The organism is Burkholderia cepacia, assembly GCF_001039005.1.
GTDB classification, from domain to species: Bacteria; Pseudomonadota; Gammaproteobacteria; order Burkholderiales; family Burkholderiaceae; genus Burkholderia; species Burkholderia theae.
On sequence record NZ_LDWR01000067.1, the window covers coordinates 95,311 to 114,142 of the forward strand.

An 18,832-nucleotide genomic window follows, 5' to 3' on the forward strand; every position below is an offset into this window, starting at 1 on the left:
CGGAAATCGGGGCCGGCGTCGACGGATCGGCGGTGAACCGATGCGCGCCGGGCGGATCGCGGCCGATGCCCGGATCGGGCGGGCGGCGAATCGCCGTGCGGCGGGCGAGGGCAGGCGGGCCCGGGCGTGCCGTTCCGGTGCGGCCAGGCGCGGTGCAGCGGAACGGATGTGCGTATGATGCGGGAATCGAACCATAGCGTCCAAGACTGGATCGTTATGGTATTCATTGGTAAAACCAATACGTTGACCGCGATGCTTCTCCGCCATATCCGCTATTTCCTGGCCGTCGCCGAGCAGCGTAGTTTCACGCGCGCGGCCGACGCGCTGCACGTGTCGCAGCCGACGCTGTCGCAGCAGATCCGCCAGCTCGAGGAAACGCTCGGCGTGCAGCTGTTCGACCGCTCGGGCCGCACCGTGCAGCTCACCGAATTCGGCGAGGTCTATGCGCGCCACGCGCGTGCCGCGCTGCACGAACTCGATACGGGGCAGCGCGCGTTGCACGATGTCGCCGATCTCGGCAGCGGCTCGTTGCGGCTCGCGATGATGCCGACCTTCGCGGCCTACCTGAGCGGATCACTGATCGACGCGTTCCATGCCGATTATCCGAACGTCGCATTGACGATCGACGCGATGCCGCAGGAGCGCATCGAGGCGCTGCTCGCCGACGACCGGCTCGACGCCGGCTTCGCGTTCGTGCCGCCGCGCGCGCCGGATATCGACGCGCTGCCGTTATGGGACGAACCGCTCGCGCTCGTGACGGGGCGCACGCACCGCCTCGCGCGGCGCCGCCGCGCGCTGACGCCGGCCGAGCTGAGCGGCGAGCCGCTGGTGCTGCTGAGCCGCGCGTTCGCGACGCGCGAGAGCATCGACCGCTATTTCATCGAGCATGACGCGCGGCCGTTGATCGCGATCGAGACGAATACGATCAGTGCGGTGCTGGAACTCGTGCGCCGCGGCCGGCTCGCGACGGTGTTGCCCGATGCGGTCGCGCGCGAAAGCGCCGGCCTGTGCGCGCTGGAGATCGATCCGCCGCTGCCGACCCGCACGGCCGCGCTGCTGACGCGCAAGGGCGCATACCGCAGCGTCGCGGCGCGCGCGTTCATCGAGCGCGCGCTCGCGTATCGCGATCCGTCGGGAGGTTGACCGGTACGACCGGCTTGCGGCCCGGGCGCGTTACGCGCCCGGTGTCGGGAAGAAGATGCCCGCGCGCTGCGCGGCGTTCGCGATATGCGTTTCGATCGCGGTGCCCGCGGCGGCCGCATCGCGCGCGATCAGCGCGTCGACGATCGCGCGGTGCTCGTGCCACGTCGACAGCAGCAGCTCGCGCCGGTAGAACGGCATGCGCTGGCTTTCCTTCATGATGTCCGCGCTGCTGCGCAGGACCGATTCGATCGCCGCGTTGCCGGCGAGATGGATGATCCGCATGTGGAAGTCGAAGTCGAGCTGCGACGCCGCGTCGAGTGCGCTCTCGGTCAGCGCGACGTGCAGGTCGGCGAGGTTGTCCTCGAACCATGCGATGTCGTCATCGCTGACGACGTGCGCGGCCATCCGCGCGGCAAACCCTTCGAGCGCATAGCGCATCTGGTACGTGTCGGGCGGCGACGATTGCTCGGCGAACCGCCATGCATGCGCGGCCGTTGCCTGCGCGCTTTCGACGTACACGCCCTTGCCCGCGCGGATGCGCAGCATCCCGAGCGCCTCGAGCGTCGACAGCGCCTCGCGCAGCGACGCGCGGCTGATCTCCAGCTCCTCGGAGAGCTGACGCTGGGCCGGCAGCAGGCTGCCGACCGGATAAACGCCTGCCTCGATCCGGTCGCGGATCGTCGCGATGGTGGCGTCGGTCACGGTATGCGGAACATTTTTCATGATGTGAACGATGGCCGGTCTGACCGGCATTGTAATCCGCACATGCGCGGTGCATGACCGCCCTACGGGTAAGCCACGATCAGGCACGCTTTCGGGGCAACGGGACGCGTGCGGAGGGGGGGCGGGAAATCCCTATTTTGTCCGTCCTTGACGCCACTATATCGGCTTCCTACTATCCTCCATAACATCACTGGTCTTACCAGTATGAACAGACGAAACTGCAACCGTTGGATCGGGAGAGCGCCGTGTCGAAATTCTTCAATTCGCTGTTTGGCCGGGTAGTCGTCGCATTGATCCTGGGGGTCGCGCTAGGCGCGTTCTTCCCGCATTTCGCCGAGTCGTTGCGACCGCTCGGCGACGGCTTCCTGAAGCTCATCAAGATGGTCATCGGCCCGATCGTGTTCTGCGTCGTGGTCAGCGGGATGGCCAACGCGGGCGACCTGAAGAAGGTCGGCCGGGTTGGCCTGAAGGCCGTCATCTACTTCGAGATCATGACGACGCTCGCGCTCGGCATCGGCCTCGTGCTCGCGTGGCTCACGCGCCCGGGCGTCGGGATGAACATCGACCTGCGCTCGCTCGACGCGTCGTCGCTCACGTCGTACGCGAAGAACGCCGAAAGCCTGAAGGATACGGCCGGCTACCTGATGAAGATCATCCCCGAGACCGCGATCGACGCGTTCGCGAAGGGCGACATCCTGCAGATCCTCGTGTTCGCGGTGCTGTTCGGCTCCGCGCTGTCGCTGCTCGGCGACAAGGCGCAGCGCGTCAACTCGCTGATCGAGGAACTGTCGCACGTGTTCTTCCGGATCATCGGCTTCATCATCAAGCTCGCGCCGCTCGGCGTGCTCGGCGCGATCGCGTTCACGACCGGCAAGTACGGCGTCGCGTCGCTCAAGCAGCTCGGCTACCTGGTCGCCGTGTTCTACCTGAGCTGCTTCGTGTTCGTCACGGTCGTGCTCGGCATCGTGATGCGGCTCGCGGGTTTCTCGGTGTTCAAGCTGATCCGTTACCTGCGCGAGGAACTGTCGATCGTGCTCGGCACGGCGTCGTCGGATGCGGTGCTGCCGCAGGTGATGCGCAAGCTCGAATACATGGGCGTCAAGGATTCGACGGTCGGTCTCGTGATCCCGACCGGCTACTCGTTCAACCTCGACGGCTTCTCGATCTACCTGACGCTCGCCGTGCTGTTCATCGCGCAGGCCACCAACACGCCGCTGTCGACGCATGACCTGATCGTCGTGCTGCTCGTGTCGCTCGTCACGTCGAAGGGCGCGCACGGCATCCCGGGTTCGGCGATCGTGATTCTCGCGGCGACGCTGTCGGCGATCCCGGCGATTCCGGTGCTCGGCCTCGTGCTGATCCTGCCGGTCGACTGGTTCGTCGGCATCGCCCGCGCGCTGACCAACCTGATCGGCAACTGCGTCGCGACGGTCGTCGTCGCGGTGTGGGAGAACGACATCGACCGCGCCCGCGCAACACGCGTGCTGAACCGCGAACTGCGCTACGTGCCGGCCGAAGAGGAAGGCCGCACGGCGCCGGTCGCCGGCGACCAGGCCCACGCGCTCTGAGCGCGCCGCCGCGCGGGGCGTCCCCTGCCCCCGGTAGTCCCGCGCGATCGTAAGACATGCGGCCGGCGCCTCGACGCGCCGGCGCTTTTAAACATAGTGGAGACGACATGGCAGCCCCCATCCTCGATCCGAACGCGCCGGCGTTTACGCGGCGTTACATGAACCTCGCCGACCCGCGCCTCGGTGCGCAGGCGCTCTTCGCCAGCGACGAATTCTTCGCGCCGAAGGAACGCATGCTGAATCCCGAGCCGGCCGTGTTCATTCCCGGCAAGTACGACGACCACGGCAAGTGGATGGACGGCTGGGAAACGCGCCGCAAGCGCACGACCGGCCACGACTTCTGCGTGGTCCGCCTTGCGCGCCCGGGCGTGATCCACGGCGTCGATCTCGACACGAGCCACTTCACCGGCAATTTCCCGCCGGCCGCGTCGATCGAAGCGTGCAGCGCCGACGGCGACACGCCGCCCGACGACGCCGAGTGGCGCACGATCGTCCCCGCGACGACGTTGCAAGGCAATTCGCATCACTACGTGAGCGTCGACGACGCGAAGCCGGTCACGCACTTGCGCGTGAACCTGTATCCGGACGGCGGGCTGGCGCGGCTGCGCGTGTACGGCCAGCCGCAGCGCGACTGGCGCGACGTGCCGGCCGGCGAGCTCGTCGATCTCGCGGCGATCGAGAACGGCGGTCATCTCGTGGCCGCGAACAACCAGCACTTCGGCCCGGCATCGCAGATGCTGATGCCGGGGCGCGGCGCGAACATGGGCGACGGCTGGGAAACGCGGCGCCGCCGCGAGCCCGGCAACGACTGGGCGATCGTCGCGCTCGCGCGGCCGGGCATCATCCGGCGCGTCGAGGTCGATACGGCGTTCTTCAAGGGCAACTTCCCCGACCGCTGCTCGCTGCAGGCCGCGCGGGTCGCGGGCGGCACCGACGATTCGCTCGTCACGCAGGCGATGTTCTGGGCCGAACTGCTCGGCGAGCAGAAGCTGTCGATGGACCACGTGCATACGTTCGACCAGCTCGCGGCGCTCGGCCCCGTCACGCACGTGCGTTTCAACATCTTCCCGGACGGCGGCGTGTCGCGCCTGCGTCTGTGGGGCGAGCCGGCTTGAAGGGGGTAACGGCATGAGCGGACCACACATCCTGCGCGTCGAGCGCCTGACCCGCGAAGCGTTCGCGCCGTTCGGCGACGTGATCGCGCTCGAAGGCGCGCGGCATTTCCCGATCAACGGCGGCACGACCGAACGCTTCCACGATCTTGCGACGATCGACGTCTGTGCGGACGGCGGCCGGCCGCTCGTCAGCGTGTTTCGCGCGCAGCCGCGCGCGCTGCCGGTCGCCATCACGCTGATGGAGCGCCATCCGCACGGCAGCCAGGCTTTCATCCCGCTCGCGGCCGTGTCGCGCTACGCGATCGTGGTCGCGCCGGCCGGCGAATTCCGGCCCGACGCGATGCGCGCGTTCCTGGCCGAAGGCTGGCAGGGCGTGAACTATGCGAAGGGCGTCTGGCACCATCCGCTGCTCGCGCTCGACGCGGTCAGCGATTTCGTGATCGTCGATCGCGGCGGCTCGCAGCCGAATTGCGACGAGATCCCGCTCGACGTCGCATGGGCGCTCGAGTTCGAGCCGGCCTGCGCGAGCACGGCCTGACGCGACGCGCAGCCGGCGCCGGGTTTCGGGCGCGGGCGGCGTGAGACGGCCGAAGGGCTTTCGTAAGCGTTCCGAACCGGTCCGCGCGCGGCGCGCGGCACGATCCCGAAAAGAACACGGCCCGGGCGGCGAAATGCCGGCCGGGCCGTGCTGCGTGCGCGGGTCGCGCGCTTCAGTGCTTGCGGTGCGGGCAGTTTTCGGTGGTGCAGGAACCGTACATCGCGAGCGAGTGTTCCTGGAGCCGGAAGCCGCGCTCCTTCGCGATGGCCTGCTGGCGGCCCTCGATCTCGGCGTCGAAGAATTCCTCGACGCGGCCGCAATCGAGGCACACGAGGTGGTCGTGGTGCGAACCTTCGTTCAATTCGAACACGGCCTTGCCGGATTCGAAGTTGCTGCGCGTGAGCAGGCCGGCCTGCTCGAACTGCGTGAGCACGCGGTAGACGGTGGCGAGCCCGATGTCGAGCTGCTCGTTGAGCAGGTTGCGGTAGACGTCTTCGGCCGTCAGGTGGCGCACCGGACTCTGCTGGAAGATCTCGAGAATCTTGAGGCGCGGTAGGGTGGCCTTGAGCCCAATATTCTTGAGATCCGTCGGATTGGTCATGGCTAGGCATCCCTAGAGTACAATGCAGGGCTTCAATGTTACCGGCTTTTCGCCGTTCCAGAAACACGCGCGGCCTGCACACGGGCCAGCACGGTGAAGGAAATGATCCCAGAATCGCTTTCGCACTTTCAGAGGAGTCGCATGCGGAGTGCCATCATCGCTGCCGCCGCCGTTGCGGCGCTGGCTGGTTGTTCGTCGTACGACAGCGTGACGCAGCGCATCGCGCAGAGCATCACGCCCTATCGGATCACCGTCGTGCAGGGCAACTTCGTATCGCAGGAGAAAGCCGCGCAACTGCAGGTCGGCATGACGCGCGAGCAGGTGCGCGCGTTGCTCGGCACGCCGCTGCTGGCGGACATGTTCCACGCCGACCGCTGGGATTACCTCTTCTACTTCAAGCGCGGCTCGACGGCGGTCGTCCAGCAGCGCGATCTCGTCGTGACCTTCGCGGGCGATCGCCTCGCGGGCTGGACCGGCGCCGACAACCTGCCGTCCGAGCTCGACCTGCTGGCCGACATCGACGGCGACCGCGGCGGCAAGAAGGCGAAGGCGGCCGCGGCGGCGAGGGCCGCTTCCGAGGCGGCTGCCGCGCGCGCTGCGCAAGCGGCGAGCGCGCCGGCGCCGGATACCGTCGCCAGCCCGTCCGTCGTGCCGGCGTCCGGCGCGGTGGTCGACCAGGATGCGAACGCGCAGGCTGCCCGCGCGGCAAACCGCGCGACCAACCAGGTGTCGGGTCAGGGCTCGAACGCGCGCCGCTTCGCGCCGTCCACGCAGGCTGCCGGCGGTGCGCCGGTGCCGGGCGGCCAGCCGCCGGGCGCGGTTCCGGCGATCCAGCCGCAGTTCCAGTTCCATCGTCCGCCGCAGCCGAACGTGTCGAACGAGGCGGCGCCGCCGGTCGGCCCGCAAGGCTCGGACACGCTGCAGAACCAGCCGATCACCGCGCCGGCCCAGTCGCAGTAAGCGGCCGGCAAGCGGAAACAGGGCGGCATGTGCCGCCCGCCTTTAGACCTGTCGTGTAGAAAGCCATGAAGATTGCGATTGCCGGCGCATCGGGCCGTATGGGCCGGATGCTGATCGAAGCCGTTCTCAATGATCCCGATGCACAGCTCGTCGGCGCGCTTGACCGCGCCGATTCGCCGTTCCTCGGCCAGGACGCCGGCGCGTTCCTCGGCAGGGAAACCGGGATCAAGCTGACCGACGACCTCGACGCCGTATTCGCGCAGGCCGATTACCTGATCGATTTCACGCGTCCGGAAGGCACGATCGCGCACATCGAGGCCGCGCTGCGCCACGACGTGAAGCTCGTGATCGGTACGACCGGCTTCACCGCCGAGCAGAAGGCCGAACTGCAGGCCGCGGCCGGCAAGATCGGCATCGTGTTCGCGGCGAACATGAGCGTCGGCGTGAACGTCACGCTGAAGCTGCTCGAATTTGCGGCTAAGCATTTCTCGCACGGCTACGACATCGAGATCATCGAGGCGCATCACCGCCACAAGGTCGATGCGCCGTCGGGCACCGCGCTGATGATGGGCGAAGCCGTCGCCGGCGCGCTCGGCCGCTCGCTCGACGATTGCGCGGTGTACGGCCGCCACGGCGTGACGGGCGAGCGCGATCCGTCGTCGATCGGCTTTGCCGCGGTCCGCGGCGGCGACATCGTCGGCGACCACACCGTGCTGTTCGCCGGGATCGGCGAGCGCATCGAGATCACGCACAAGTCGTCGAGCCGCGTGTCGTACGCGCAGGGCGCGCTGCGCGCGGTCCGCTTCCTGTCGGCGCGCGGCGCCGGCCTGTTCGACATGCAGGACGTGCTCGGCCTGCGCTGACACAATGGGGAAACTCCGATGGCGATTCCCACCGGCGTTGTCCACTACCTCGAAAGCGGCGATGCGATCACGCACGCCGTCGCCTATGTGCTGCTGGCGATGTCCGTCGCCAGCTGGTGCTTCCTCTTCATGAAAGCCTGGCTGCTGGTCCGCGCGAAGCGGCAGGGGCCGCGTGCGCTCGCCGCGTTCTGGCGCGCGCCGTCGCTTGACGCGGGCATCGCCGCGCTCGCCGGCGCCGATCGCGAGCGCGTGTTCGTGCCGCTCGCCGAAGCCGCGCGCGATGCGGCCGACGACCACGACCCGGCCGCACTGGCCGCGCGCGTCGAACGCAACGAACGCGTGCTGCGCGCGTTGCGTCACGCGATGCTGCGCTCGCAGCGGCGTCTCGAATTCGGTCAGGTGCTGCTCGCGTCGATCGGCAGTACCGCGCCGTTCGTCGGGCTGCTCGGTACCGTGTGGGGCATCTACCATGCGCTCGGCAGCATCGCCGCGAGCGGTCAGGCGCAGATCGAGAACGTCGCGGGGCCGGTCGGCGAGGCGCTGATCATGACCGCGTTCGGGCTCGTCGTCGCGATTCCGGCGGTGCTGGCCTACAACATCCTCGGGCGACTCGTGCGGCAACTCGCCGAGGAACTCGACGGCTTCGCGCGCGACCTGCACGTGTTCGTGTGCGCGCAGGAATCCTGACGCGCCCATCCCGGAGGAGCAACCATGGCATTCGGCGGACTCGAGCACCACAAGACGTCCGCGCCGATGGCGGAGATCAACATGACCCCGCTGATCGACGTGATGCTCGTGCTGCTCGTCATCTTCATCATTACCGCGCCGCTGATGACGCACGCGATCCGGCTCGACCTGCCCAAGGTCGCGGCCAGCGTCGCGCGCGACACGCCGCAATCCGTCACGCTGTCGATCGACGACGCGGGCAAGCTGTACTGGGACGACGCGCCCGTCGCGCTCGACGCGCTGCCGGCGCGCTTCCGGGCCGCCGCCGCGGGCGCCGCGCCGCCCGAGCTGCGGCTGCGCGCGTCGCGCGCGACCCGCTACGACGTGATCGCGCAGGTGATGGGGGCCGCGCAGGCCGCGGGCCTCACGCGGATCGGCTTCGTGACCGACATGCCGCCGCAGGCGGGCGCCGCCGCGCCGACCGCCGCCGGCGCGAAACCCTGACACCTCGTCGTGTTGAGGGCCCAGGCCCGCGAGACCGGCCGTGCGGGCCGGCGCGGGCGGTATAATCGACGTTTTTCCCGGTCTGCAGGGTTTCCCTGGTCATCCGGAGCTCGTCCGGGCATTCCGGGTTCTTCCGGCAACCGCGGTCGGGCCTGGAAACCGCCAGCCTGTTCCCGCGCCGGGCAAGCGCGATTTTCGATCCACACCTGCGCGCGAGCCGTCGCGCCGCTTAAAGCCTAGTCCGAACCACACCATGCACGAGAGATACGTACCCGCCGACGTCGAAGCCGCCGCCCAGGGCGACTGGCGCGCAGCCGATGCCTACAAGACGAAGGAAGATTCGCAGAAGCCGAAGTTCTACTGCGTGTCGATGCTGCCGTACCCGTCCGGCAAGCTGCACATGGGTCACGTGCGTAACTACACGATCAACGACGTGATGTACCGCTATCTGCGGATGAACGGCTACAACACGTTGATGCCGATGGGCTGGGATGCGTTCGGGATGCCGGCCGAGAACGCCGCGATGGCGAACGGCGTGCCGCCCGCGAAGTGGACCTACGACAACATCGACTACATGAAGGGCCAGATGCAGTCGATGGGCCTCGCGATCGACTGGTCGCGCGAAATCGCGACGTGCAAGCCCGACTACTACAAGTGGAACCAGTGGCTGTTCCTGAAGATGCTCGAGAAGGGCATCGCGTACAAGAAGACGGGCACCGTGAACTGGGACCCGGTCGACCAGACCGTGCTCGCGAACGAGCAGGTGATCGACGGCCGCGGCTGGCGTTCGGGCGCGCTCGTCGAAAAGCGCGAGATCCCGATGTACTACCTGCGGATCACGCAGTACGCGGATGAGCTGCTGAACGATCTCGACGGCCTCGGCTGGCCCGAGCGCGTGAAGATCATGCAGCAGAACTGGATCGGCAAGAGCTTCGGCGTGAACTTCGGCTTCCCGTACGAGCTCGACGGCGAGCAGAAGCTGCTGCGCGTGTTCACGACGCGCGCCGACACGATCATGGGCGTCACGTTCTGCGCGGTCGCGGCCGAGCACCCGCTCGCCACGCGCCTCGCGCAGGACAAGCCCGAGCTGCTGGCGTTCATCGACGAATGCAAGCGCGGCGGCGTCGCCGAGGCCGACGTCGCGACGATGGAGAAGAAGGGCGTCGCGACGGGCTTCTCGGTCAAGCACCCGCTGACGGGTGAGCCGGTCGAGGTGTGGATCGGCAACTACGTGCTGATGAGCTATGGCGAAGGCGCGGTGATGGGCGTGCCGGGCCACGACGAGCGCGATTTCGCATTCGCGAAGAAATACGACCTGCCGATCAAGCAGGTGATCTCGGCCGAAGGCCAGGCTTATTCGCTCGACGCCTGGCAGGAGTGGTACGGCGACAAGGAAACCGCGGTCTGCGTGAACAGCGGCAAGTACGACGGCCTGCGCTATGCGGACGCGGTCGACGCGGTGGCGGCCGACCTGAACGCCGGCGGCTTCGGCGACAAGCAGGTCACGTGGCGCCTGCGCGACTGGGGCGTGTCGCGCCAGCGCTACTGGGGCACGCCGATCCCGATCATCCACTGCCCGTCGTGCGGCGACGTGCCGGTGCCCGAGCAGGATCTGCCCGTCGTGCTGCCGGAAGACCTCGTGCCGGACGGCTCGGGCAACCCGCTCGCGAAGTCGGAAGCGTTCGTGAACTGCGCGTGCCCGAAGTGCGGCGCGGCCGCGAAGCGCGAAACCGACACGATGGACACGTTCGTCGATTCGTCGTGGTACTTCTCGCGCTACACGGCGCCGGACGCCGAGACCATGGTCGACGCGCGCACCGACTACTGGATGCCGATGGACCAGTACATCGGCGGCATCGAGCACGCGATCCTGCACCTGCTGTATTCGCGCTTCTGGACCAAGGTGATGCGCGACCTCGGTCTCGTGAAGTTCGGCGAGCCGGCGAAGAACCTGCTCACGCAGGGGATGGTGCTGAACGAAACGTTCTACCGCGAAGACGCATCGGGCAAGAAGACCTGGTACAACCCGGCCGACGTGACGGTCACGCACGACGACAAGGGCCGCCCGGTCGGCGCGACGCTGAACACGGACGGCGAGCCGGTCGTGCTCGGCGGCATCGAGAAGATGTCGAAGTCGAAGAACAACGGCGTCGATCCGCAGGTGCTGATCGACCTGTATGGCGCCGATACCGCGCGCCTGTTCACGATGTTCGCCGCGCCGCCCGAGCAGCAGCTCGAGTGGTCGGGCGCGGGCGTCGAGGGCGCGAGCCGCTTCCTGCGCCGCGTATGGAGCTTCGGCTACGGCAACAACGAAGCGCTCGCCGCGCGCGCGGGCTTCGATGCGGCCGCGCTCGGCGAAGCCGACAAGGCGCTGCGCCGCGAGATCTACAGCGTGCTGAAGCAGGCCGATTTCGACTACCAGCGCCTGCAGTACAACACGGTCGTGTCGGCCGCGATGAAGATGCTGAACGCGATCGACGGCGCGAAGGGCGCGACGCCCGGCGTGCTGCGCGAGACGTACGGCGTGCTGCTGCGCGTGCTGTACCCGGTCGTGCCGCACGTCACGTTCGAGCTGTGGAAGACGCTCGGCTACGCGGACGAATTCGGCACGCTGCTCGATGCGCCGTGGCCGAAGGTCGACGAGGCTGCGCTCGAGCAGGCCGAGATCGAACTCGTGCTGCAGGTGAACGGCAAGGTGCGCGGTGCGTTGAAGGTCGCGAAGGACGCGAGCCGCGAGGCGATCGAAGCCGCGGCAGTGGCCGACGACGCGTTCGCGAAGTTCAGCGACGGCAAGCCGGCGAAGAAGATCGTCGTCGTGCCGGGCCGCCTCGTGAACATCGTCGTCTGACGGCCGCCGGCCGTCGGACGTACACAGAAGGAGCGAAGGTGATCCGCAGATCGTTTTTGATGCTCGTCGGCAGCGCGGTCGCGCTGTCGGCATGCGGCTTCCAGCTGCGCGGCCAGCAGGACTACGCGTTCAAGCACCTGCTGGTGGCCGGCGCGTCGGCGCCCGTCGAGGCGCGGCTGACGCGCCTCGTCCAGGCCGGCAGCGACACGAAGATCGTCAAGTCGGCGGATGACGCCGACGCCGTGCTGCGCATGTGGGAGTCGCGTGGCCAGAACACGCTGACGCTCAACCAGTTCGGCTCGGCGCAGGAATACGCACTGTTCTATACGCTGAACTACACGCTGACGAGCAAGGACGGCACCGTACTGATCCCGCCGAGCGCGATCGCGCTGAACCGCGCGATGACGTACAGCGACCAGTACACGAACGCGAAGGCGCAGGAAGCCGACATCCTGTACGGCGACATGCAGAACGATGCGGTCGACCAGCTGATGCGGCGTCTCGCGATCGTCCACTCGCTGACGCCGGCGCCGGAGGACGTGGTGCCGGGCGTCGCGCCGCGCGCGCCGCTGCCGCCGCCGCCGCTCTGATCGACGGCGCACGCACCGATGCAATTGCGACTTGATGCGCTGGAGCCGCACCTCGCGAAGGGGTTGGCCGGGCTCTATACCGTCTACGGCGACGAGCCGCTGCTCGCGCAGGAAGCGTGCGACCGCATTCGTGCGGCCGCGCGCGCGGCCGGCTTCACCGAGCGATCGGTGCATACGGTCGAGCGCGGCTTCGACTGGAGCGTGCTGCTCGGCGCGACTCAGGCGATGTCGCTGTTCGGCGAGCGCCAGCTGATCGAGCTGCGCATTCCGTCGGGCAAGCCCGGCAAGGAAGGCGCCGATGCGCTGAAGACGCTCGCGGCCACACCCAACCCCGATGCGCTGATGCTCGTCACGTTGCCGCGCCTCGACGCGGCCACGCAGAAATCCGCGTGGTTTACCGCGCTGCAGAACGGCGGCGTCGCGCTGAAGATCGATCCGGTTGACCGCGCGCAACTGCCGAACTGGATCGGCCAGCGTCTCGCGATGCAGGGCCAGCGCGCCGCGCCCGGCGAGGACGGGCGGCGCGCGCTGCAGTTCATCGCGGAGCGCGTCGAGGGCAACCTGCTCGCCGCGCACCAGGAAATCCAGAAGCTCGGGCTGCTGTATCCGCAAGGCGCGCTGTCGTTCGAGCAGGTGCACGACGCGGTGCTGAACGTCGCGCGCTACGACGTCTTCAAGCTGAACGAAGCGATGCTCGCCGGCGACGCCGCGCGGCTCGCGCGGATGATCGACGGGCTGAAGGGCGAGGGCGAGGCGATCGTGCTCGTGATGTGGGCCGTCGTCGAGGAGTTGCGCACGCTGCTGCGGATCAAGCGCGGTGCGGACGCCGGCAAGCCGTTGGCGACGCTGCTGCGCGAGAACCGCGTGTGGGGGCCGCGCGAGCGGTTGATCGGCCCCGCGCTGAACCGCGTGTCGGCACCCATGCTCGAGAAGGCGCTCGCGTTTGCCGCGAAGCTCGACCGGCAGGTCAAGGGGCTCACGGCCGTCATGCCGGGCCGCCGCACGCAGGACGAGCCGCCGCCCGATCCGTGGGACGGGCTGTTCCAGCTCGCGATGACGGTTGCGGGCGCACGCGGCGAACGACCGCCGACCGCGGGTCGCGTGCGGCGTTAAGTCCCTCCGGGCCGTCAGCGCGCACTGCGCAACCCGCTTACAATGCTTCGATGGTCGGGGCGGCCATCCGGCCGCCGCCCCACATGCTTCCCCACGAATTCATGCCGCCCAGCGCGGCTCGCTTCTCGAGTCACACGATGGATATCGATCAGTACATGACCGACCTGGGCCGCCGCGCCCGGCACGCTTCCCGCGCGATGGCGCGCGCCAGCACGGCCGCGAAGAACGCGGCGCTCGACGCCGTGGCGCGCGCGATCGAACGCGACGCGCAGGCACTGAAGGAGGCGAACGCACGCGATGTCGCCCGCGCCCGTGAAAAGGGGCACGATGCGGCGTTCATCGACCGCCTGACGCTGTCGGACAAGGCGCTGAAGACGATGGTCGAGGGCTTGCGCCAGGTCGCATCGCTGGCCGATCCGATCGGCGAGATCGGTAACCTCAAGTTCCGCCCGAGCGGGATTCAGGTGGGCCAGATGCGCGTGCCGCTCGGCGTGATCGGCATCATCTACGAATCGCGCCCGAACGTGACGATCGACGCGGCCGCGCTGTGCCTGAAGTCGGGCAACGCGACGATCCTGCGTGGCGGCTCCGAAGCGCTCGAATCGAACGCGGCGCTCGCGAAGCTGATCGGCGAAGGTCTCGAGGCGGCCGGCCTGCCGCAGGATGCGGTGCAGGTCGTCGAGACGGCCGATCGCGCGGCGGTCGGCAAGCTGATCACGATGACCGACTACGTCGACGTGATCGTGCCGCGCGGCGGCAAGAGCCTGATCGAGCGCCTGATCAACGAGGCGCGCGTACCGATGATCAAGCACCTCGACGGCATCTGCCACGTGTACGTCGACGATCGCGCCGATCTCGACCGCGCGCTCACCGTCTGCGACAACGCGAAGACGCACCGCTACGGCACCTGCAACACGATGGAGACGTTGCTCGTCGCAAGCGGCATCGCGGCGACGCTGCTGCCGCCGCTCGGCAAGCTGTATCGCGACAAGCAGGTCGAGCTGCGCGTCGATGCGGCCGCGCGCACGGTGCTCGCCGATGCGGGCGTCGGGCCGCTCGTCGATGCGACCGAGGAAGACTGGCACACCGAATATCTCGCGCCGGTGCTCGCGATCAAGGTCGTCGACGGCCTCGACGCCGCGATCGAGCACATCAACCATTACGGCTCGCATCACACGGATGCGATCGTCACCGAGGATCACGATCGCGCGATGCGGTTCCTGCGCGAGGTCGATTCGGCGAGCGTGATGGTCAACGCGTCGACGCGCTTCGCGGACGGCTTCGAATTCGGCCTCGGCGCGGAAATCGGCATCTCGAACGACAAGCTGCACGCACGCGGCCCCGTCGGCCTGGAAGGGCTGACGTCGCTGAAGTACGTCGTGCTCGGACACGGCGAAGGCCGCCAGTAAAGCGAGGCGCACAACCGATGGCAATGCTCTGGGTCAAGACGTTCCATATCGTTCTGATCGCCGCGTGGTTCGCGGGGCTCTTCTACCTGCCGCGCATCTACGTGAACCTGGCCATGGAGACCGATCCGGCCGCGGTGCGGCGCCTGCTGCTGATGGCGCGCAAGCTGTTCCGCTTCATGACGATGATCGCGGTGCCGGCGCTGGCCTGCGGGCTGTGGCTCTGGCTCGTGATCGGCATCGGGCAGGGGCAGGGCTGGATCCATGCGAAGGTGACGGTCGTGCTGCTGCTCGTCATCTATCACGCGTACTGCGGGCACCTGCTGCGGGTGTTCGAGCGCGGCGAGAACCGCCGCACCGACAAGTGGTATCGCGTGTTCAACGAGCTGCCGGTGCTCGGCATGCTCGCGGCGGTCGCGCTGGTCGTGATCAAGCCGTTTTGAGCGGTGTGGCCGGCGAGGCTGCTGGCGTCGATCCATGCGCAACGGCGCCCTGCGGGGCGCCGTTTGTCGTTTACGCGTGGTTCTTTTTCAGTCCTTCGTGCCGTCGTCGATCCGGCGGCGCGTGATCGCTTCCTTCGCGCGGCCGACCCGTTCCATCAGCGCGGGGCCGCGCGACAGCGCGACGCCGACCGCGAGGATGTCGCCGATCGCGAGATGCGACATCCGCGACGTCATCGGCGAGAACACGTCCGTTTCCTCGGCGACGTTCGATGCGAGGCTGACCGTCGCGAGCTTCGCGAGTGGCGAATGGCTCTGCGTGATCGCGACGACCTTCGCGCCGCACGCGAGCGCGGAGCGCGCGGCGTCGACGATGTCACGCGTGCGGCCGGTGTTCGAGATCGCGACGACGACGTCGTGCGGGCCGAGCAGCGCTGACGACATCGAGAACGTATGCGGATCCGAATACGCGACGCTCGGCACGCCGAGCCGGAAGAACTTGTGCTGGATGTCCTGCGCGGCGATGCCCGAGCCGCCGGCGCCGTAGAACTCGATGCGCGACGCGTTCGACAGCAGCGCGATCGCGTCGGCGACGCTACCGGCCGACAGGCTGTTGCGCACCTCGATCAGCGCGCCGATCGTGCGATCGAACACCTTGCCGATGATGCCGGGCGCCGGTTCGTCGGGTTCGACGTCGCGATACACCGACGACACGCCCGGCGCGACGCTCTGCGCGAGCCGGATCTTGAATTCGCGAAAGCCGCTGCAGCCGAGCGCCTGGCAGAAGCGTGCGATCGTCGGCTGGCTGACGCCCGCGCGCGTCGACAGCTCGGTCATCGCGAGGTCGAGCACCTCGCGCGGCGCGGCGAGGATGTAGTCGGCGAGCTTGCGCTCGGACGGGCGCAACTCGGCGCGGATCGCTTCAATGCGAGGCAGCATGGGACGGCAGGCGGTAATCTGGTTCGGATGAGCGAGTGTATCGCAATCGAATTGTAGAAAATCTACATAAAAATACTAGCTACATTATTGCTCTTTCGTGGTGTCGTGGGTGGAGGTGGTTAGGGTTTTCACTAGGTAAAGCCTTGCTGGTGGCGGGAGTAAGGGGTGCGAGTGAATCGATCCGCATTGCATGCGTGTAGTTTTTCTACTAGACTGACTTCGTTCTGTCGATGCATTCGACCGTCCCCACGATTCCAACCGCCGGTGTCGGCCGGCATACAGGAGCGCCCAGCATGACGTCGCTGCACCCCACTCTGGCGAAGGTCACCGAACGCGTGATCGCCCGCAGCCAATCGACCCGTTCCGCCTATCTGCAGCGCATCGACGGCGCGCAGGGCAAGTTCCCGGCGCGCGGCGCGCTGTCCTGCGCGAACCTCGCGCACGGCTTCGCGGGCCTCGAGGGCAACGACAAGTTCGCGATCAAGGCGATCCGCGAGCCGAACATCGGCATCGTGTCCTCGTACAACGAGATGCTGTCCGCGCACGCGCCGTACAAGGATTTCCCCGAGATCATCAAGGCCGCCGCGCGCGAGAACGGCGGTGTCGCGCAATTCGCGGGCGGCGTGCCGGCGATGTGCGACGGCGTCACGCAGGGCAATCCGGGGATGGAGCTGTCGCTGTTCTCGCGCGAGGCGATCGCGATGGGCACGGCGATCGCGCTCACGCACAACATGTTCGACGCGGCGCTCTGCCTCGGCATTTGCGACAAGATCGTGCCGGGTCTCCTGATCGGCGCGCTGCAGTTCGGCCACCTGCCGACGATCTTCGTGCCGGCCGGCCCGATGACGAGCGGCCTGTCGAACGACGACAAGGCGAAGATCCGCCAACAGTTCGCGACCGGACAGGTCGGCCGCGACGCGCTGCTCGAAGCCGAATCGGCCGCGTATCACGGCCACGGCACCTGCACGTTCTACGGCACCGCGAACAGCAACCAGATGCTGATGGAGCTGATGGGGCTGCATCTGCCGGGTTCGGCCTTCGTCCATCCGCACACGCCGCTGCGCACCGCGCTGACGGCCGAGGCCGCGCGCCGCGTGCTCGACCTGACCGTCGAGCGCGGCCACTACACGCCGATCGGCCATGTGATCGACGAGAAGGCGATCGTCAACGGGATCGTCGCGCTGCTCGCGACGGGCGGCTCGACCAACCACACGCTGCACCTCGTCGCGATCGCGCGCGCGGCCGGCGTGCTGATCGACTGGAACGATTTCGACGAGCTGTCGGCCGTCGTGCCGCTGCTCGCGAAGATCTACCCGAACGGCAAGGCCGACGTGAACCATTTCCACGCCGCGGGCGGCGTCGCGTTCCTGGTGCGCAACCTGCTCGAAGGCGGGCTGCTGCACGAGGACGTGACGACGGTCGCCGGCAAGGGGCTGTCGCACTACACGAAGGAGCCGAAGCTGATCGACGGCAAGCTGACGTGGGTCGACGGCGCGGCCGAGAGCCACGACACGAAGGTGCTGCGCGGTATCCGCGACCCGTTCCAGCCGGACGGCGGTTTGCGCCTGATGCAGGGCCGGCTCGGCCGCGGCGTGATCAAGATCTCGGCGGTCGCGCCCGAGCACCGCAAGGTGACGGCGCCCGCGATCGTGTTCGATTCGCAGGAAGCCGTGCAGGCGGCATTCGATCGCGGTGAGCTGAAGCGCGATTTCGTCGCGGTGGTGCGCTTCCAGGGCGCGCGCGCGAACGGGATGCCCGAGCTGCACCGTTTGACGCCGCTGCTCGGCGTGCTGCAGGATCAGGGTTTCCACGTCGCGCTGGTGACCGACGGCCGCATGTCGGGCGCGTCGGGCAAGGTGCCGGCGGTGATCCACGTGTCGCCGGAGGCGCTGCTGGCCGGCCCGCTCGGCAAGGTGAAGACGGGCGACACGCTCGTGATCGACGCGGAAGCCGGCGTGCTCGACATCGAGGTCGACGACGCCGAGTGGCACGCGCGCCCGGTCGCGCAGCCGCAGCATCAGGCCGAGAATGAAGTCGGTTTCGGGCGCGAACTGTTCGGCGTGTTCCGCGCGGCCGCGGCGCCGGCCGAGCAGGGCGCATCGGTTTTCGGGACGCTGGTCGGCGAAACGGCCGTCCACGTCGCCGCTTGAATTTCAAGGAGTGTTATCGATGAAGACGATTGGTGAAATCGTGAAGCTGGGCCCGGTCATTCCGGTGCTCGCATTCGACTCGGTCGAGCAGGGCGAACAGGTGTCGCGCGCATTGCACGCGGGCGGCGTGAAGGTGCTCGAGATCACGCTGCGCACGCCGGCCGGCCTGGAAGCGATCCAGCGCGCGAGCCAGCTCGCGGACGACATCGTCGTCGGCGTCGGCACGATCACGAAGCCCGAGCATTGTGCGCAGGCGAAGCGCGCGGGCGCGAAGTTCGGCGTGTCGCCGGGCCTGACGAAGGACCTGCACCTCGCGTCGCTCGACGCGGGCCTGCCGCTGCTGCCGGGCGTGATGACGCCGAGCGACATCATCCAGGCGCTCGAATTCGGCTACGAGATCGTGAAATTCTTCCCCGCGCAGCAGGCGGGCGGCGTGCCGATGCTGCAGGCGTTCCACGGCCCGTTCCCGGCGCTGAAGTTCTGCCCGACGGGCGGCATCACGGTCGAGAGCGCGCCGAATTTCCTGAAGCTGCCGAACGTCGTCTGCGTCGGCGGCTCGTGGCTCACGCCGAAGGCCGCGCTCGCCGCGCAGGACTGGGCCGAAGTCACGCGCCTCGCACAAGCCGCGAGCCAGCTGCCCCGCTAAGACTTGTACGAAATGGTAG

General features: G+C 68.0%; 18 protein-coding genes. 15 read left to right on the forward strand and 3 right to left on the reverse strand.

Annotation, left to right across the window (positions count from 1 at the left end):
• Positions 1–252 precede the first annotated feature (252 nt).
• Positions 253–1,143, forward strand: coding sequence for a transcriptional regulator CynR (gene cynR / locus VL15_RS34040; RefSeq protein ID WP_048251227.1), 891 nt, complete (start codon positions 253–255; stop codon positions 1,141–1,143).
• 30 nt (positions 1,144–1,173) lie between these two features.
• On the opposite strand, the gene VL15_RS34045 is transcribed toward cynR, so the two are convergent.
• The gene (locus VL15_RS34045) at positions 1,174–1,896 is read right to left on the reverse strand and encodes a FadR/GntR family transcriptional regulator (RefSeq protein WP_080971041.1); all 723 of its coding nucleotides are present in this window, start codon (positions 1,894–1,896) and stop codon (positions 1,174–1,176) included.
• A 215-nt stretch (positions 1,897–2,111) separates the two neighbouring features.
• On the opposite strand from VL15_RS34045, the gene VL15_RS34050 reads away from it, so the two are divergent.
• The 3 genes from VL15_RS34050 to VL15_RS34060 all read left to right on the forward strand — a co-directional run bounded on the left by VL15_RS34050 (position 2,112) and on the right by VL15_RS34060 (position 5,087).
• Positions 2,112–3,434, forward strand: a complete 1,323-nt coding sequence (locus VL15_RS34050) for a C4-dicarboxylate transporter DctA (RefSeq protein WP_048251228.1) — start codon at positions 2,112–2,114, stop codon at positions 3,432–3,434.
• Positions 3,435–3,541: 107 nt separating this feature from the next.
• The gene (gene alc, locus VL15_RS34055; protein WP_048251195.1) at positions 3,542–4,549 is read left to right on the forward strand and encodes an allantoicase; all 1,008 of its coding nucleotides are present in this window, start codon (positions 3,542–3,544) and stop codon (positions 4,547–4,549) included.
• A 13-nt stretch (positions 4,550–4,562) separates the two neighbouring features.
• The gene (locus VL15_RS34060) at positions 4,563–5,087 is read left to right on the forward strand and encodes an ureidoglycolate lyase (protein ID WP_048251196.1); all 525 of its coding nucleotides are present in this window, start codon (positions 4,563–4,565) and stop codon (positions 5,085–5,087) included.
• 172 nt (positions 5,088–5,259) lie between these two features.
• Here the strand turns inward: VL15_RS34060 and fur are convergent, their stop codons facing one another.
• On the reverse strand, positions 5,260–5,688 hold the full coding sequence (gene fur / locus VL15_RS34065; protein WP_011350926.1) for a ferric iron uptake transcriptional regulator: 429 nt from the start codon (positions 5,686–5,688) through the stop codon (positions 5,260–5,262).
• Between the two features lie 141 nt (positions 5,689–5,829).
• Between fur and bamE the strand changes: the two genes are divergently transcribed.
• From bamE to VL15_RS34110, 9 genes are all read left to right on the forward strand, one after another.
• On the forward strand, positions 5,830–6,648 hold the full coding sequence (gene bamE, locus VL15_RS34070) for an outer membrane protein assembly factor BamE (RefSeq protein WP_048251197.1): 819 nt from the start codon (positions 5,830–5,832) through the stop codon (positions 6,646–6,648).
• 65 nt (positions 6,649–6,713) lie between these two features.
• Positions 6,714–7,511, forward strand: a complete 798-nt coding sequence (gene dapB, locus VL15_RS34075) for a 4-hydroxy-tetrahydrodipicolinate reductase (RefSeq protein WP_048251198.1) — start codon at positions 6,714–6,716, stop codon at positions 7,509–7,511.
• Between the two features lie 18 nt (positions 7,512–7,529).
• Positions 7,530–8,198, forward strand: coding sequence for a MotA/TolQ/ExbB proton channel family protein (locus VL15_RS34080; protein WP_048251199.1), 669 nt, complete (start codon positions 7,530–7,532; stop codon positions 8,196–8,198).
• A gap of 24 nt (positions 8,199–8,222) precedes the next feature.
• On the forward strand, positions 8,223–8,681 hold the full coding sequence (locus tag VL15_RS34085; RefSeq protein ID WP_048251200.1) for an ExbD/TolR family protein: 459 nt from the start codon (positions 8,223–8,225) through the stop codon (positions 8,679–8,681).
• Positions 8,682–8,934: 253 nt separating this feature from the next.
• Positions 8,935–11,529, forward strand: coding sequence for a leucine--tRNA ligase (gene leuS, locus VL15_RS34090; RefSeq protein ID WP_048251201.1), 2,595 nt, complete (start codon positions 8,935–8,937; stop codon positions 11,527–11,529).
• Between the two features lie 38 nt (positions 11,530–11,567).
• Positions 11,568–12,119, forward strand: coding sequence for an LPS assembly lipoprotein LptE (lptE, locus tag VL15_RS34095; protein ID WP_048251202.1), 552 nt, complete (start codon positions 11,568–11,570; stop codon positions 12,117–12,119).
• Between the two features lie 18 nt (positions 12,120–12,137).
• Positions 12,138–13,232, forward strand: coding sequence for a DNA polymerase III subunit delta (gene holA / locus VL15_RS34100; protein ID WP_048251203.1), 1,095 nt, complete (start codon positions 12,138–12,140; stop codon positions 13,230–13,232).
• Positions 13,233–13,369: 137 nt separating this feature from the next.
• Entirely contained in the window at positions 13,370–14,641 is a 1,272-nt protein-coding gene (locus tag VL15_RS34105; RefSeq protein ID WP_048251204.1) for a glutamate-5-semialdehyde dehydrogenase, read from the forward strand.
• Between the two features lie 17 nt (positions 14,642–14,658).
• Positions 14,659–15,081: a CopD family protein gene (locus VL15_RS34110; RefSeq protein WP_006760213.1), complete on the forward strand. Its 423-nt coding sequence runs from the start codon at positions 14,659–14,661 to the stop codon at positions 15,079–15,081.
• 87 nt (positions 15,082–15,168) lie between these two features.
• Here the strand turns inward: VL15_RS34110 and VL15_RS34115 are convergent, their stop codons facing one another.
• Positions 15,169–16,017 carry a MurR/RpiR family transcriptional regulator gene (locus VL15_RS34115; RefSeq protein ID WP_027783542.1) on the reverse strand — a complete coding sequence of 283 codons (849 nt, stop codon included), beginning with the start codon at positions 16,015–16,017 and terminating at the stop codon, positions 15,169–15,171.
• Between the two features lie 293 nt (positions 16,018–16,310).
• Between VL15_RS34115 and edd the strand changes: the two genes are divergently transcribed.
• Both edd and eda read left to right on the forward strand, forming a co-directional pair.
• Positions 16,311–18,167 (forward strand): phosphogluconate dehydratase, encoded by a 1,857-nt coding sequence (gene edd / locus VL15_RS34120; RefSeq protein ID WP_048251205.1) that lies wholly within the window; start codon positions 16,311–16,313, stop codon positions 18,165–18,167.
• Positions 18,168–18,186: 19 nt separating this feature from the next.
• Positions 18,187–18,813 (forward strand): bifunctional 4-hydroxy-2-oxoglutarate aldolase/2-dehydro-3-deoxy-phosphogluconate aldolase, encoded by a 627-nt coding sequence (gene eda, locus VL15_RS34125; RefSeq protein WP_048251206.1) that lies wholly within the window; start codon positions 18,187–18,189, stop codon positions 18,811–18,813.
• Positions 18,814–18,832 lie beyond the last annotated feature (19 nt).